At 65.3% G+C, this 13,986-nt stretch carries 12 protein-coding genes; 5 read left to right on the top strand and 7 right to left on the bottom strand.

What is annotated here, in order from left to right; translation table 11 throughout:
• Positions 1-133: 133 nt before the first annotated feature.
• Entirely contained in the window at positions 134-1,051 is a 918-nt protein-coding gene (locus tag WH303_RS19660; RefSeq protein ID WP_027010944.1) for a Dyp-type peroxidase, read from the bottom strand.
• Positions 1,052-1,256: 205 nt separating this feature from the next.
• On the opposite strand from WH303_RS19660, the gene WH303_RS19655 reads away from it, so the two are divergent.
• Together WH303_RS19655 and WH303_RS19650 are read left to right on the top strand one after the other, a co-directional pair.
• Positions 1,257-2,288, top strand: coding sequence for a GlxA family transcriptional regulator (locus WH303_RS19655; RefSeq protein ID WP_339520536.1), 1,032 nt, complete (start codon positions 1,257-1,259; stop codon positions 2,286-2,288).
• Between the two features lie 109 nt (positions 2,289-2,397).
• Positions 2,398-3,576, top strand: a complete 1,179-nt coding sequence (locus WH303_RS19650) for an MFS transporter (protein WP_339520535.1) — start codon at positions 2,398-2,400, stop codon at positions 3,574-3,576.
• 1 nt (position 3,577) lies between these two features.
• Here WH303_RS19650 and WH303_RS19645 read toward each other — a convergent pair whose 3' ends face one another.
• Together WH303_RS19645 and fumC are read right to left on the bottom strand one after the other, a co-directional pair.
• Positions 3,578-4,432, bottom strand: a complete 855-nt coding sequence (locus WH303_RS19645; protein ID WP_339520534.1) for a hypothetical protein — start codon at positions 4,430-4,432, stop codon at positions 3,578-3,580.
• 92 nt (positions 4,433-4,524) lie between these two features.
• Positions 4,525-5,916 carry a class II fumarate hydratase gene (fumC, locus tag WH303_RS19640; RefSeq protein ID WP_116925816.1) on the bottom strand — a complete coding sequence of 464 codons (1,392 nt, stop codon included), beginning with the start codon at positions 5,914-5,916 and terminating at the stop codon, positions 4,525-4,527.
• Between the two features lie 352 nt (positions 5,917-6,268).
• Between fumC and WH303_RS19635 the strand changes: the two genes are divergently transcribed.
• Positions 6,269-7,822: a fumarate hydratase gene (locus WH303_RS19635; protein WP_339520532.1), complete on the top strand. Its 1,554-nt coding sequence runs from the start codon at positions 6,269-6,271 to the stop codon at positions 7,820-7,822.
• A 220-nt stretch (positions 7,823-8,042) separates the two neighbouring features.
• Entirely contained in the window at positions 8,043-8,243 is a 201-nt protein-coding gene (locus tag WH303_RS19630) for a hypothetical protein (protein ID WP_021024730.1), read from the top strand.
• 89 nt (positions 8,244-8,332) lie between these two features.
• On the opposite strand, the gene WH303_RS19625 is transcribed toward WH303_RS19630, so the two are convergent.
• From WH303_RS19625 to xdhC, 3 genes are all read right to left on the bottom strand, one after another.
• Positions 8,333-9,721, bottom strand: a complete 1,389-nt coding sequence (locus tag WH303_RS19625; protein WP_339520531.1) for a GntP family permease — start codon at positions 9,719-9,721, stop codon at positions 8,333-8,335.
• A 158-nt stretch (positions 9,722-9,879) separates the two neighbouring features.
• The gene (locus tag WH303_RS19620) at positions 9,880-11,118 is read right to left on the bottom strand and encodes a urate hydroxylase PuuD (protein WP_339520529.1); all 1,239 of its coding nucleotides are present in this window, start codon (positions 11,116-11,118) and stop codon (positions 9,880-9,882) included.
• A 339-nt stretch (positions 11,119-11,457) separates the two neighbouring features.
• On the bottom strand, positions 11,458-12,273 hold the full coding sequence (xdhC, locus tag WH303_RS19615; protein ID WP_339520528.1) for a xanthine dehydrogenase accessory protein XdhC: 816 nt from the start codon (positions 12,271-12,273) through the stop codon (positions 11,458-11,460).
• 63 nt (positions 12,274-12,336) lie between these two features.
• Here xdhC and WH303_RS19610 point away from each other — a divergent pair, with 63 nt between their 5' ends.
• Positions 12,337-12,915 (top strand): hypothetical protein, encoded by a 579-nt coding sequence (locus tag WH303_RS19610; RefSeq protein WP_339520527.1) that lies wholly within the window; start codon positions 12,337-12,339, stop codon positions 12,913-12,915.
• 86 nt (positions 12,916-13,001) lie between these two features.
• Here WH303_RS19610 and WH303_RS19605 read toward each other — a convergent pair whose 3' ends face one another.
• On the bottom strand, positions 13,002-13,586 hold the full coding sequence (locus tag WH303_RS19605; protein WP_021024725.1) for a BPSL1445 family SYLF domain-containing lipoprotein: 585 nt from the start codon (positions 13,584-13,586) through the stop codon (positions 13,002-13,004).
• Positions 13,587-13,986 lie beyond the last annotated feature (400 nt).

Raw genomic sequence — 13,986 nt, 5'->3', positions numbered from 1 at the left:
CCGGCCGCACCCTGCCTTGTCGTACTGTTGTACTGCCTGCGGCAGGGCGCCTAGTCGGGGACGCCTAGTCGGGGACGCCTAGTCTCAACCGCAAACCTGCGGTTTGCTGGGCCGTGTTAGCGCCTCAATATACTTACAGCCCCAACGCGCGCAGATCAACACGGCCATCCCGCATCGGCGGGCACCAGTAGTAGGCGTTGGTAACGGGGTTGGACATCTGGAACAGGCCGTCCGCAATGCCGTCTTCCTCGCCCGCCATGCGGCGCATCTGCGCTTCAAAGGCGTCATAGCTGCGGCCAAAACCGGCAAAGATGGCGCCCACGGCGTCGCTGCCATCGGGTTGCACCTTCCACCAGGGCATATTGCGTCGCAGGATAAAGGCTTCGGGCTCGAAACTCTCCTGCGCAGTGCGCTTGACGTGGGCCGACTCGGGCGCGTCGTCCAGCTCCTCGTTGTCGCTCAGGCGCCGGCCAATCATGTGGTCCTTTTGCAGCGCACTCATGCGGGCAAAGGCGTCCATGTCATGCAGCCACTGCTGCACGGCAAAGTAGCTGCCGCCATCCAGCCCCGGGCCCATGCCATCGGCAATGGCGGCGTGCACGGCGTCGTCGTCCTTGGGGTTTTCGGTGCCGTCTTCGTAGCCGGTCAGATCGCGCACCGCATCCTTGCCGTTCCAGCCGTGGCGGAAGCAATCGACCACCTTCTCGCGGCTGAAGGCCGGCGCCAGCAGCGCAGCGGCCTCGCGCGACAGACGCAGCAGATCGCCCTGGTCATTGCCGCGCAGCCACAGGCACAGCGCATGGGGCGTCAGCGCCAGCGGGCCTTGGGGCCCGGTGATGGCCGGGAAATTGCGCAAGCCTGGCACCTGCACACCCAGCAAATCGGCCACCGGCTGGCCGATGCAGACGACGGCCTGCTCGCCATCGGCCCATTGCTGCAGGCGCGCCAGCGCGGCGCGCACGGCCGGGGCGTCGCCCGAGATGTTCCAGAGTTGGTAGCGGCTGGCAGCGGGCAGCGCCAGCAGGATTCCGGGTTGGTTCAAGGCAGTCATCGTATGGGGGACGCGCAGCTGTGCCGCTGCGTCTTCGCTGTTGGATTGCAATCGGCTATTGTCGCGCAGCTGTCCTACAAACTCCGCGCTTGGCCGTTTGCATTGCCCAATCACCCCCATAGCTGTTGCGCTTTAACTGCAGCTTGGCAGAATCTGTGCGATCAATGTCATTGCTGCCACATCGCGCTGCATGCACACTGTGTGCATGTCTCCATCCCGCACCACCGCCGCCCACAGCGCCCAGCCCGGCCACCGCGTCATCTGCATCGCCTACCCGCGCGCGATGAGCCTGGACATCACCGGGCCCATGCAGGTGTTTGCCACCGCCAACGATGTGCGCCAGCGCCAGGGCCAGCCCGCCTTCTACCAGCTGGTCTTTGCCGGGCTGGAGGCGGGGCCGGTAACCCTGTCCTGCGGTTTGCAGACCATCGCCACCCAGGGCCTGGGCCAGCTGCGCCCGGGCGCCAACAGCACCGTGCTGGTGCCGGGGGGCGATGGCGTGGTCGATGTGCAGCACCACAGCGGCCTGCGCCAATGGCTGCAGCGCACGGCGCCCCAGGTGCAGCGCCTGGGCTCGGTCTGCTCGGGTGCGCTGATCCTGGCGCGCGCCGGCCTGCTCGATGGCCTGCCTGCCACCACCCACTGGTGCCGCCTGGCCGAGCTCGCGGCGATGGAGCGCCCCATCCAGGTCGATGGCGACCGGCTGCACACCTTTGATGCCAGCCATCCGCAGCAGCGCCATATCTTCACATCGGCGGGGGTGACCTCGGGCATCGACCTGGCGCTGAGCCTCGTCGAAGCCGACCTGGGCCGCAGCATGGCGCTGGCCGTGGCCCGCCACCTGGTGATGTTTGTGCGCCGGCCCGGTGGCCAGGCGCAGTTCAGCCCACTGCTGGCGGCCGAGACCACGCAGGCGCCGCGCCTGGCTGGCCTGCTTGAATGGATTCCCGGCCACCTGGGCGAGCGCCTGGGTGTGGAGCAATTGGCCGCGCAGGCCTGCCTGCCGCCCCGCACCTTGGCACGCGTGTTCCAGCAAGAGCTGGGCATCACGCCGGCCCGCTATGTGGAACGGGTGCGGCTGCAGGCTGCCACCACCTTGCTCAGCCAGCGCCAGGCCTCCGTCTCCACGGTGGCGCGGCTGTGCGGCTTTGGCCACCCGGAAAACCTGCGCCGCAGCTTTCACAAAACGCTGGCCGTCAGCCCCCAGGCCTTTGCCGAGCGCTTTGGCGTGGGTTAACCAGCGCCCGCCGCTGGGCGGCTGAACCCTCCTGCCCAAACCATGCGATCCGGACAGCCGATGCTGCCCGGCAGCTCCCCCACGCCCCGTTATTCCCAAATCACCGCCCATGCTGCTCCAACGCCATCCCCAACTGCTCACCCTCAGCATCGCGCAAGCGCTGTACTGGTCCTGCTCCATCATCGGCATCGCCCTCACCGGCCTCGTGGGCCGGCAGCTGGCGCCCTGGCCGGTGCTGGCCACAGTGCCGCTGACCTTGCTGGTGGCAGGCAATCTGCTGTCGATTGGCCAGTTGGCCCGCTGGATGCAGCGGCTTGGCCGGGCGCGGGGCCTGCAATACGGGGCACTGCTGGGCGTAGCGGCCGGGCTGCTGGCCGCCTGGGCGGTGGTGCAGGCCAGCTTTGGGCTGTTTTGCCTGGCGATGCTGCTGCTGGGCGGCTACCAGGCCTCTGCCGGTTTTTACCGCTTCACGGCGCTCGATGGCATGCCGGCCGAGCACAGCGGCCGTGCCGCAGCCTGGGTGCTGGCCGGCGGCATCGCGGCCGCCCTGCTCGCCCCCAGCCTGGCCATCCACACCGCAGGTGCGCTGGCCACACCGCTGGCCGGCGCCTACCTGGCCATTGCGGTGCTGGCCCTGCTGGCCTGCGCGCTGCTGCAATGCCTGCCGCCCCGCCTTCAGCTGCCGATGCAGGCCAAGTCCGCCGCCAAGCCCCCACTTTCGCGGCGCCAGTTGTGGCAGCGCCCTGCGCTGCGCCAGGCCATTGTGCTGAGCGCCTGCGGCCATGGGCTGATGGTGCTGGTGATGAACGCCACCCCGCTGGCCATGCATGGCGCGGGCCACTCGCTGGCCAGCTCCACCCAGGTGATCCAGTGGCATGTGCTGGGCATGTTTGCGCCGTCCTTGTTCGCGGGCCGCGCGGTGGACCGCTTTGGCGCCCGGCGCCTGGCCTGGCTGGGCGCGGCGCTGCTGGCCGCCAGCGCAGGCGTGGCGCTGATCGGCACGGAATTTGTGCCGTTCTTGCTCAGCTCCTTGCTGCTGGGCGCCGGCTGGAACCTGATGATCCTCGCCGGCATCAGCCTGCTGAACCAGGCCTGCAGCCCCGAGGAGCGCCCCCAGGCCCAGCCGATGATGGAATGGACCAACAATGGCAGCGCCGCGCTGATGTCGCTCAGCTGCGGTGTGCTGATCCAGACCCTGGGTTGGCAGGCCGTGAATGTGGCGATGCTATTGACCCTGGCACTGCTGGCCTGGCAAGGCGGCCGCTCGGCCTGGGCAGCGCGGGCCTAGATCACCGAATGCTTGGAGCAGGCCTGCGTGCCAGGCGCTCACGCCAGATGCGCTCCACCCAGGGGGCAAATCCGCCGTCCACGGCGCTGAGCAAGGGCAGGCGCGTGTCGGCTAGCGCCTGTGGCAGCGCATCAGCCCAGGCTGGGCTGCCCCAAAGGGCTTGCAAGGGCCCAGCCAGCACCCACTCCTGGCCCCAGAAATACAGCAGGCTCGCCTGCACATTTGCCTGCATCTGCTGCACGTCGGCCAGCGCCTGGGGCTCGGCCAATTGCAGCCAGATATCGGCATACAGAAAGTCCACCGGCTGCTGCGGCGCTGGGCGCCATTGCAGCGCATCGGCTTGGACGATATGGATCTTGGCGGCGACCTCTGCCTGCAAGCCTTCCAGCACCTGCATATGCTGGAATAGCGCGATCACCTCCGGATCACGCTCGACCACGGTGATCCGCTCCACGGCCGGGTTCAGCGCTATATTGGCCGTCACCCATCCCATCCCCAGGCCCATGACCACCGTGTGGCCATGCGCATGGCGGCAGGCCAGCTCCTGGCTCTCGATCTCGAAAGGCGACAGCGACATCCAGGTGTCCCAGCCGCCTTGTGCGTTCTGGCGCAACAGCGCGGTAGAGCCCCCATAGACGCAGCTGCCGCTGTAGTAACCCCTGTCCAGCCCCATGCCGCCGCGCAGCAGCCGCCAGGCGCCCTGCTCACCCAGCTGGTACTGCGGCATATGCCAGGGCGTCTCGAGCACCGGCACGCCCAGCGCCTGGGCCAGCACATGGATATCCACGCCGTCCTCGAGCAAGCCTGTGCCGGGCGGGGAAGAGGCGGTCGACGCTTGCATAGGCTCTGAGGGCATGAATGGTCCAAAGGGAAAAGGCAGAAACCGCCAGTGTAAAAGCACAAGGCCCGCAGTGATGCGGGCCCTGGAACGTTCAAGCGTCTAGACGCTTACAGATTGCCCACCATGTGCTCGGGCACGACCCACTGGTCAAACTGCTCGGCCGTCACATGGCCGCTGGCCACGGCCGCATCGCGCAGGCTACTGCCTTCTTTATGCGCCTTCTTCGCAATATAGGCCGCCTTGTCGTAGCCGATATGGGTGTTCAGGGCGGTCACCAGCATCAGCGAGCGGCTGACCAGCTCGGTGATGCGCTCGCGGTTGGGCTCGATGCCGACGGCGCAGTGGTCGTTAAAGCTCACCATGCCATCGGCCAGCAGGCGCACGCTTTGCAGGAAGTTGTGCGCCACCATGGGGCGGAACACATTGAGCTCGAAGTTGCCCGAGGCACCGCCCACATTGATCGCGGCATCGTTGCCAAACACCTGGGCGCAGAGCATGGTCATCGCCTCGCACTGCGTGGGGTTGACCTTGCCCGGCATGATCGACGAGCCCGGCTCGTTCTCGGGGATGGAGATCTCGCCCAGGCCGCTGCGCGGGCCCGATGCCAGCCAGCGCACATCGTTGGCGATCTTCATCAGGCTGGCGGCCAGCGTCTTGAGGGCGCCATGGCCAAACACCAGCGCGTCGCAGGAGCCCAGCGATTCGAACTTGTTGGGCGAGGTGATGAAGGGGTAGCCGGTCAGCTTGGCCAGCTCCTGGGCCACGCCTTCGGCATAGCCCTTGGGGGCGTTGAGGCCCGTGCCCACGGCCGTGCCGCCCAGCGCCAGCTCATACAGATGGGGCAGCGCCGACTTGATGTGCTTGGCGCCGTGTTCGAGCTGGGCCACCCAGCCGGAGATCTCCTGGCCCAGGGTCAGCGGCGTCGCATCCTGCAGGTGGGTGCGGCCGATCTTGACGATGTCGTTGAAGGCCTCGCTCTTGGCCTGCAGGGTGCGGCGCAGCTTCTCCAGCGCAGGCAGCAGCTTGCGCTCGATGGCGGTGACGGCGGCCACATGCATGGCGGTGGGGTAGACGTCGTTGCTGGACTGGCTTTTGTTCACCTCGTCATTGGGGTGCACCAGGCGCGACTCACCGCGCTCGCCGCCCAGCAGCTCGCTGGCGCGGTTGGCCAGCACTTCGTTGACGTTCATATTGGTCTGCGTGCCCGAGCCGGTCTGCCAGACCACCAGCGGGAACTCATCGGGGTGCTGGCCGGCAATCACCTCGTCGGCCGCCGCATTGATGGCCTTGGCCTTCTTCTCGTCGAGCAGGCCCAGCGCGTGGTTGACGGTGGCACTGGCCTTTTTCACCTGCGCCAGCGCGTGGATGATCTCGCCGGGCTGCTTCTCGCCGCTGATGTCAAAGTTCTGCAGCGAGCGCTGCGTCTGGGCACCCCAGAGTTTGTCGGCCGGCACATCGATCAGGCCGAAGGTGTCTTTTTCCTGGCGGGTAGCTGTCATGTCTGGATCACTCCTTGTATCTCAACAATTGCAACGCGGCTCGTCTGGCTGGTAAGCGTGTGGCTGGTGGGCCGCAGGATTCGTAAATAGGATGCCGCCCGCTTTGCGGCAAAGCGGGCGCGGCATCGCATCCTAACGCAGGCAATGACAGCCGTTCTCATCTGCATCAAGCAGCCATACTGGGCGCATGCTCTTGCGCCATCTCGACACCTGCGCGACACCTGACTCTTCTAGAAGACTTATCGGGCATTTGCCACCACCGGCCTGGCGAAAGGCCGATAATTGCCCCCGTGATACCGAGCGCCAACGGCACCATAGCCTTGCGCAATCCAAAACCCACCCCACAAGCACGATGACCACCTCCATCCGTCAGCAGGACCTGATCGACTCGATCGCGGGCGCCCTGCAGTACATCAGCTACTACCACACACCGGATTTCATCCAGCACCTGGCACGGGCCTATGAGCGCGAGCAAAGCCCGGCGGCCAAGGATGCGATGGCCCAGATCCTGACCAACTCCAAGATGAGCGCCACCGGCCAGCGCCCCATCTGCCAGGACACCGGCATCGTCAACGTGTTCCTGAAGGTGGGCATGGAGGTGAAGTGGGAAGACTTCACGATGGGCCTGGAAGACGCGATCAACGAAGGCGTGCGCCGGGGCTACAACCACCCCGACAACACCTTGCGCGCCTCCGTGGTGGCCGATCCCCAGTTCGCCCGCAAGAACACCAAGGACAACACGCCCGCCGTCATCAATGTGCAGATCGTGCCGGGCGACAAGCTGGATGTGACCGTGGCGGCCAAGGGCGGCGGCTCGGAGAACAAGTCCAAGATGATCATGATGAACCCCAGCGACAGCATCGTCGACTGGGTGCTCAAGACCGTGCCGACCATGGGCGCGGGCTGGTGCCCACCGGGCATGCTGGGCATCGGCATTGGCGGCACCGCTGAAAAGGCCGTGCTGCTGGCCAAGGAAAGCCTGATGGAAGACCTCGACATGTACGAGCTGCAGCAAAAAGCTGCCAGCGGTGCCGAGCTCGACCAGGTGGAAAAGCTGCGCCTGGAGCTGTTCGAGAAGGTCAACGCCCTCGGTATTGGCGCCCAGGGCCTGGGCGGCCTCACCACCGTGCTGGACGTCAAGATCAACATGTACCCCACGCACGCGGCCTCCAAGCCCGTGGCGATGATCCCCAACTGCGCCGCCACCCGCCACGCCCATTTCGTGATGGACGGCTCCGGCCCCGTATACCTCGATCCCCCATCGCTGGACACCTGGCCCAAGATCGACTGGGCGCCGGACTACAACAAGTCCAAGCGCGTGGACCTGAACACCCTGACCAAGGAAGAAGTGGCCAGCTGGAAGCCGGGCGACACCCTCTTGCTCAACGGCAAGATGCTGACCGGCCGCGACGCTGCGCACAAGCGCATCCAGGACATGCTGGCCAAGGGCGAGCCGCTGCCCGTCGACTTTGCCAACCGCGTGATCTACTACGTGGGCCCGGTGGACCCGGTGCGTGACGAAGTCGTTGGCCCTGCCGGCCCGACCACCGCCACCCGCATGGACAAGTTCACCGACATGATGCTGTCGCAGACCGGCCTGATCGCGATGATCGGCAAGTCCGAGCGCGGCCCGGTCGCCATCGAAGCGATCAAGAACCACAAGTCGGCCTACCTGATGGCCGTGGGCGGCGCCGCTTACCTGGTCTCCAAGGCCATCAAGCAGGCCAAGGTGGTCGGTTTTGCCGATCTGGGCATGGAAGCGATCTATGAATTCGACGTGGTCGACATGCCCGTGACCGTGGCGGTGGATGCCGGCGGCACCAGCGCCCACATCACCGGCCCGGCGATCTGGAAGGAAAAGATCGCCACCGGCGAATTCAAGGGCATTGAAGTGGCAGGCGCCTGATCGTCCGGCACCGCTCCCCATAACCGCCTTCGGGCGGTTTTTTGCTGCCTGCAGCCCGCATTCCCAGCCGTTGGGAGCAGCACCTACATCCTGACCGCCTCGGCCAGGCCCCCAAACCGCCCACTTTACCCATTGCGGCCTTCAAACAATCCTATGGCGGCGCCCCGAGTACGGCGCATGCTGTATGGTGGAGGCTGCACACCGATAAGGAACAAAAAACATGGCCAAGCCGAATTACCAGTATGAAAAGCGCCAGCGCGAGCTGGAAAAGAAGAAGAAAAAGGAAGAAAAAGCCCTGCGCAAGGCCAGCGGACATGCCTCGGACGCGCCGGAAGGCGCTGATGGCGACGCCCCCGAGCAGGAGCCAGCGACCGGCGCGGACAGCAGCGACGCGCCTGCGCAAGACAAGCCGGCCGACTGAGCGCAGCGCCCTTGTGCGCAAAAAAAATGGGCCGCCAGCATTGCTGCTGCGGCCCTTTTGCTTTGAACAGGTTCTTATGGGAAAAAGCGCTATCCGCCCAGCGCCGGCAAGGCGTTGAACAGCAGCACCATCAACAGGCCCACAAACGAGACGATGGACTGCACCACGGTGATCGTGCGCGTCGCCTCGCCCATGGTCATGCCAAAGGATTCCTTGACCATCCAGAAACCGGCATGGTTGGCATAGTTGAAGAACAGCGAGCCGCAGCCGATCGACAGCGCCAGCAAAGGCAGGTTCAGGCTGGGGTCGGCAGCGGCGAGCGGCGCGAGCAAACCGGCCGCACCCACGATGCCCACGGTGGCCGAGCCGGTCGACACCGACAGCAGCATCGCAATGAGCCAGCCCAGCACCAGCGGCGGAAACGCAAACTGGTGCGTCAGGTGCACGATGGCGTCACCCACCTTGGCACTGGTCAGCACCTGCTGGAAAGCGCCGCCGCCAGCAATGATCATGATGATGCCGGCAATCGGCTTGAGGCTGGCGCCCAGGGTGTCGCGCAGCTTTTCGGCATCGCCGCCGCGCAGGTAGACCAGGGTGAAGGCGGCAAACAGCACACCCAGCAGCATCGCAATCAGCGGGTTGCCCAGGAAGCTTGCCACCTGCAGCAGGGCCGAGCCCTTGGGCAAGGCCATCTCGGCCAGCGCATGGGCGAGCATCAACAGCGCGGGCAGCAGGGCAGACAGCACGCCCATCGCGATGCCGGGTTGGTCCTTGCCGCTGTCGGGCTTGGCTTCGGTGAACTGGTCCAGCAGCGCCTGCTCAGGCCGGGTGGTCATGCGCGGGGTGATGAAGGCGCCGTACAGCGGCCCGCCCAGCACCATCGCGGGCAAGGCGGCCAAAAAGCCGTACAGCATCGTTGGGCCGACCGTGGTCTTCAAGGTGGCAATCGCGGTCAGCGGGCCCGGATGGGGCGGCACCATGCCGTGCATCGAGGCGAGCGCCGCAATCACCGGCACGCCCACATAGACATAGGCCGAGCCCTTGAAGTTCTCGCGGCTCTCGAGCTTGCGCGCCACGCTGAAGATCAGCGGCAGCATCACCACCAGGCCCACTTCGAAGAACATTGGGATGCCGATGATGAAGGCCACCAGGGTCATCGCCCAGGGAATCATGCGGTCCGAGGTGTGGCGCAGAATGGCGCTGGCCAGGCGCTCGGTGGTGCCCGAATCGGCCAGGATCTTGCCGAGCATTGCACCCAGCGCAATCACCACGCCGACCGCGCCCAGCGTCTTGCCCGCGCCATTGGTGATGTTCTTGGCAATGTCGCCCGGCGCCATGCCGGTGGCAAAGCCCACACCGATACAGACGATCAGCAAGGCCAGCAAGGGGTGCATGCGGATGCGCGAAACAATCAGCGCCACCAGCACCAGCACGCTCACCAAGGCGGTCAGCAGCAATTGGATATCGAAATTTGACATGCGAGAAGATGTGGATTTGTGACACGCATCCCCAGCCACCCACCGCAAAGAGGGGCTTGGGCATGCCCCAACCCTCCCATCCTACGCCGATCAGCCACCCCAGGCTGTAGTCGGATTTCGGCGGGCGGGGCGGCTGCCCCGCTCCCTGCCACCCGCCATCAAGGCGCGGTAGAGGCGCCGGATTCAAACCAGCGCTTGACCAGATCGCGCTCGTCGGCACTCAGCCCATCGGGGTTGCCAAAGGGCATCTTGCGCAGCACCACCACCTGCTGGTAGATCTGCTGGGTGTGCTGGGCCACCTCGCCGGGGCTGTCGAGCTTCACATTCTTTTGCGCCAGGCCCGTGGCGCTGTGGCACAGCACGCAGTGCTGGGCAAACACCTTGGCCACCTCACCATAGGGCACGGCGCCAGCTGCGGGCTGGCTGGCGGGGGCCGATGTGGGCGCAGCGGCTGCTGCGGGCTTGGGGCCGGGGCGCAGCCAGGCGATCACGCCCAGAATCACCAGCACCCCGATCAGCGCATAAGGCCAGGGGTGCTTGTTGCGGCCGAGCTTGTGGCCATGGCGCAGCACAAAGAACTGGCGAATGGCCGCGCCGGCAAACATCATGCCGATGAGCACCAGCCAGTTGTACTTCTGGTTGTAGAGCCAGCCGTAGTGGTTGGACAGCATCGCAAACAGCACCGGCAATGTGAAATAGGTGTTGTGCACACTGCGCTGCTTGCCGCGCTTGCCGTAGATGGGGTCGACCGGGTCGCCATTCTTGAGCGCCCGCACCACGGTGCGCTGGCCCGGGATGATCCAGAAGAACACGTTGGCGCTCATCGAGGTGGCCAGCATCGCGCCCATCAGCAAGAAGGCCGCCTGGCCCGGGAAGATATGGCAGGCCAGGTACGCGGCAATGCAGACCTGCACCAGCACCATCGCGCCCACAATCGCATCGCCATGCTTTTTGAAGCCAAACACGCGGCAGATGCCGTCGTACAGCAGCCAGAACACCGCCAGAAAGCTCAGTGCGGTGAACACCGCCAGTGGCGCGCTCATCGCATTCGGGTCGGCCGGGTTGACCAGGTAGATATTGGCGTTCCACAGGTAGGACACCGTCAGCAGCGCAAAGCCCGAGAGCCAGGTGGTGTAGCTCTCCCAGTAGAACCAGTGCAGATGGTCGGGCAGCTTGGGCGGCGAGACATTGAACTTGACCGGGTGGTAAAAACCCCCGCCATGCACGGCCCAGAGCTCACCGCTCACACCCTGCTTTTTCAGGTCTTCGTCTTCCGGCGGGGTCAGGCTGCTGTCGAGAAACACAAAATAGAACGACGAACCGACCCAGGCGATGGCTGTGATCACATGCAGCCAGCGCAACAACAGGTTCGCCCAATCGAGGATATAGCCTTCCATTGCTCTCATCCTTGGCAGCGTGGGGTCTGCCAGTGCGAGGGAGGGGTGATGCCCGCTCTCCTCATCAAGCAGCCAGCGTGGAGGCACCGGCCACTTGTTGAACCTGCTCACCACGGCGGGCGATCTGAGCAGCAGACAGGCCGCAATCCACAGCCATCATCGGGATGACCGGGGCACCGCTGCGACCTTTTGTAGACTCAAAGTGTATGCAATTTCTGCCGCCCAAAGGTCGGCAAAAAGCTGCACAGCCCCTAGATAAAACCCTGATGCAACGCAGCAAACTCACTGCAGGTGGCCTCTACACCGCATGCATGGCACCTGCCCAGGGGGGAAGCCCCATCAGGCATGCTGCGTCCGCTGCAGATGCTGCAGCAGCTGGGCAGCCACAGCAATCGCAATCACCTCCGGGGCCTTACCCTGGATGCCCGGCAGCCCGATCGGGCAGGTGATGCGGGCAAACTCTGCATCGGCAAAACCCCGCTCGGCCAGCCGGTGCGCAAAGCTGGCGCGCTTGGTGGCGCTGCCAATGAGCCCGATCAGGTCCAGATCGCCGTGCTGGCGCTGGCGCTGCAGGCAGGCCTGGGTGATCTGCAGGTCCTGCTGGTGGTCATGGGTGAGGATGAACACACTGCTGCCCGGCGCCAGGGCGGCCACCGCGCCCTCGATGGGATCGGAATACTCGGTCTGCACATGGGCCGGCAACGCGGGCGGAAACAGCGCCTCGCGGCTGTCCACCCAGGTGATGGCAAGCGGCAGGTTGCTCAGCACCTGCACCAGCGCTGCGCCCACGTGGCCCGCGCCAAACACCGCCACGGGGCTGCACTCGGGCGCCAGCTGCTGCGCCAGCGGCTCGCTGTCGGCCTGCGCAATGCGCTGAAACCGCAGGTGCACCACGCCGCCGCAGCATTGGCCCAGGCGCGGGCCCAGCGCAAACCGCTCGCTTTGCGGCGCGCCGCCACGGGCCAGCAGATCACGGGCCCTGTTGGCGGCCTGCCACTCCAGGTGGCCACCGCCAATCGTGCCCAGCTGGTCCTGGGCAAACACGGCCATCCAGGCACCGGCATCGCGCGGAGCCGATCCCTGGGTAGACTCCACCTGGACCAGACAGGCATCCTGCGTCGCCAGGCGCGCCAATAATTGCTGCAGTACGGGCATGCCTTGTTCCATGATGAAGATCGGCCTGCCATACTGCAGGGCCGCTATAGACGGATTTGTACCATGAGCGATCGACCCTCCACCTCCCTGCTGTCACGACTTTGGCATACGCTTTTTCGTATACCGCAAACGTCGCCCGCGCCCCCACGGGCAGCAGCCGGCGGGCCCGCAAAGCCGCCCCACGCCCCCGAGCAGGACGACGACCAGGACAGCTATCTGTCGGTGCTGACCCAGTTGCCCGGCGCGCGCATACCCCAGTGGTCCCCGGAGGCCGATGGGCAGGACTCGGTGCTCAACCCGGTCGCCGACGAGGCTTACCGCAAGCGCTGCGCCCAGCACCTGTATGAGCGCTACCCCGAGCGCATCTACCCGGGCATGCTGCCGCCCATGCTCTATGCCATTGGCGTGCTGGAGCTCTTGCTCGATGAAGACGGCCATATCCAGGACATGAACTGGATGCGCGAGCCCGCGCAGGCCCAGGAAGTGCCGCCCCTGATCGAGGCACTGGTGCAGGCCGCTGCGCCCTTTCCCGCCCCCCAGCACTTGCGCCACGGCGAAGTCATGGTCTCCTACACCGAGACCTGGCTCTGGGATGCCTCGGGCAAGTTCCAGCTGCACACCTTGAGCGAAGGCCAGCAGTAAAAAGGCAGGCATAGGACAGGCGCGACAAGCGCAAAAAAACCGGCCTGCTGGCCGGTTTGTGCTTTGCAGACGCGGTGGGCGCTGCCTTATTCCTTGATCTTGGTGATCTTGGCGCCTTGCAGCGACACGCCCGCTTCCAGGCCGGCATTGTTCAGCACAAAGCTGGTCACCGGGGCCTGGGCCGAGGTGGTGTCGATGCTGCCGTTGGCGCCAACGCGGCCTGCGGCCACGGTGGCATCTGCACCCACTGACCAGCCGTTGCTCTGGCGGAACTTCGCCAGCGCTTCGGGCGTGTTGAACACATAGATCACAGCCTTGGACTGGCCACCGGCCTGCCAGCCGATCGACGCGCCCGTGGTGCTGTAGTAGCTGTCGCTGCGGCTGCCCACGCGCAGCACGCCGCGGCCGTGCTCCACGCCCACCACAAAGCTGCCACCAATCACCGATGGGAACACCAGCACGCCCTTGGAGCGTGCGACCAGGTCCTTGGAGCCAGGGGCGGTCTGGTACAGGCGCTCCAGCGCGGCGTTGGCACGGGCGTCTACCGACGTCTCATCGGCACGAGGCGCATTGCTGGTTTCAGGCTTGGTGACCGTGCAGGCCGCCATCGACAGAGCGCCGGCAACCACTGCAGCGGCGACACCCAGGGTGCGCATGGAAAAACGTTGCATACCTACTCCTTTGAAATTTGCTGTTATGTCAATCAGGTTGGCACCGCTGTGAATCCTGCGATGCGCCTAGGAGCAAATAGTAGCCATCCCCGATGACGCTGGAAGGCCGCAGCCGCAACTTGCGGCTTCGGCCTACAGTTTTGGCGATGCGCGTTTGAGACAGGTCAAGGGCCGATGAAGGATGACGCCTTGGCTCACATCGGCTCTCTAATAGCACCCTCGTCAACTCAATCCAGTCAGGCGGTATGAGCCCGTTGTGACTGCCTCACGCATCGCGTGCTCAATCCAATCGACTTCATCGTTATGGTAGATTTAAACTATTTACCATCACTTTTCGATTGGAACTTGCATGTCAGGAAAACCCGCCGCCCGCATCGATGACAAGGTCAAATACGCACGC

It is taken from the genome of Comamonas sp. MYb69 (assembly GCF_037479315.1).
Taxonomy (GTDB): Bacteria; Pseudomonadota; Gammaproteobacteria; order Burkholderiales; family Burkholderiaceae_C; genus Comamonas.
This window is presented reverse-complemented; position numbering and strand designations above follow the sequence as displayed.

What these genes read in the sequence shown, in the direction of transcription:
- WH303_RS19635 (WP_339520532.1), top strand. Translation starts at nt 6,269, where the DNA reads ATGACCACCTCCATCCGTCAGCAGGACCTGATCGACTCGATCGCGGGC.
- WH303_RS19605 (WP_021024725.1), bottom strand. Translation starts at nt 13,586, where the DNA reads ATGCAACGTTTTTCCATGCGCACCCTGGGTGTCGCCGCTGCAGTGGTT.
- WH303_RS19655 (WP_339520536.1), top strand. Translation starts at nt 1,257, where the DNA reads ATGTCTCCATCCCGCACCACCGCCGCCCACAGCGCCCAGCCCGGCCAC.
- WH303_RS19660 (WP_027010944.1), bottom strand. Translation starts at nt 1,051, where the DNA reads ATGACTGCCTTGAACCAACCCGGAATCCTGCTGGCGCTGCCCGCTGCC.
- WH303_RS19630 (WP_021024730.1), top strand. Translation starts at nt 8,043, where the DNA reads ATGGCCAAGCCGAATTACCAGTATGAAAAGCGCCAGCGCGAGCTGGAA.
- WH303_RS19650 (WP_339520535.1), top strand. Translation starts at nt 2,398, where the DNA reads ATGCTGCTCCAACGCCATCCCCAACTGCTCACCCTCAGCATCGCGCAA.
- WH303_RS19625 (WP_339520531.1), bottom strand. Translation starts at nt 9,721, where the DNA reads ATGTCAAATTTCGATATCCAATTGCTGCTGACCGCCTTGGTGAGCGTG.
- WH303_RS19645 (WP_339520534.1), bottom strand. Translation starts at nt 4,432, where the DNA reads ATGCCCTCAGAGCCTATGCAAGCGTCGACCGCCTCTTCCCCGCCCGGC.
- WH303_RS19610 (WP_339520527.1), top strand. Translation starts at nt 12,337, where the DNA reads ATGAGCGATCGACCCTCCACCTCCCTGCTGTCACGACTTTGGCATACG.
- xdhC (WP_339520528.1), bottom strand. Translation starts at nt 12,273, where the DNA reads ATGCCCGTACTGCAGCAATTATTGGCGCGCCTGGCGACGCAGGATGCC.
- WH303_RS19620 (WP_339520529.1), bottom strand. Translation starts at nt 11,118, where the DNA reads ATGGAAGGCTATATCCTCGATTGGGCGAACCTGTTGTTGCGCTGGCTG.
- fumC (WP_116925816.1), bottom strand. Translation starts at nt 5,916, where the DNA reads ATGACAGCTACCCGCCAGGAAAAAGACACCTTCGGCCTGATCGATGTG.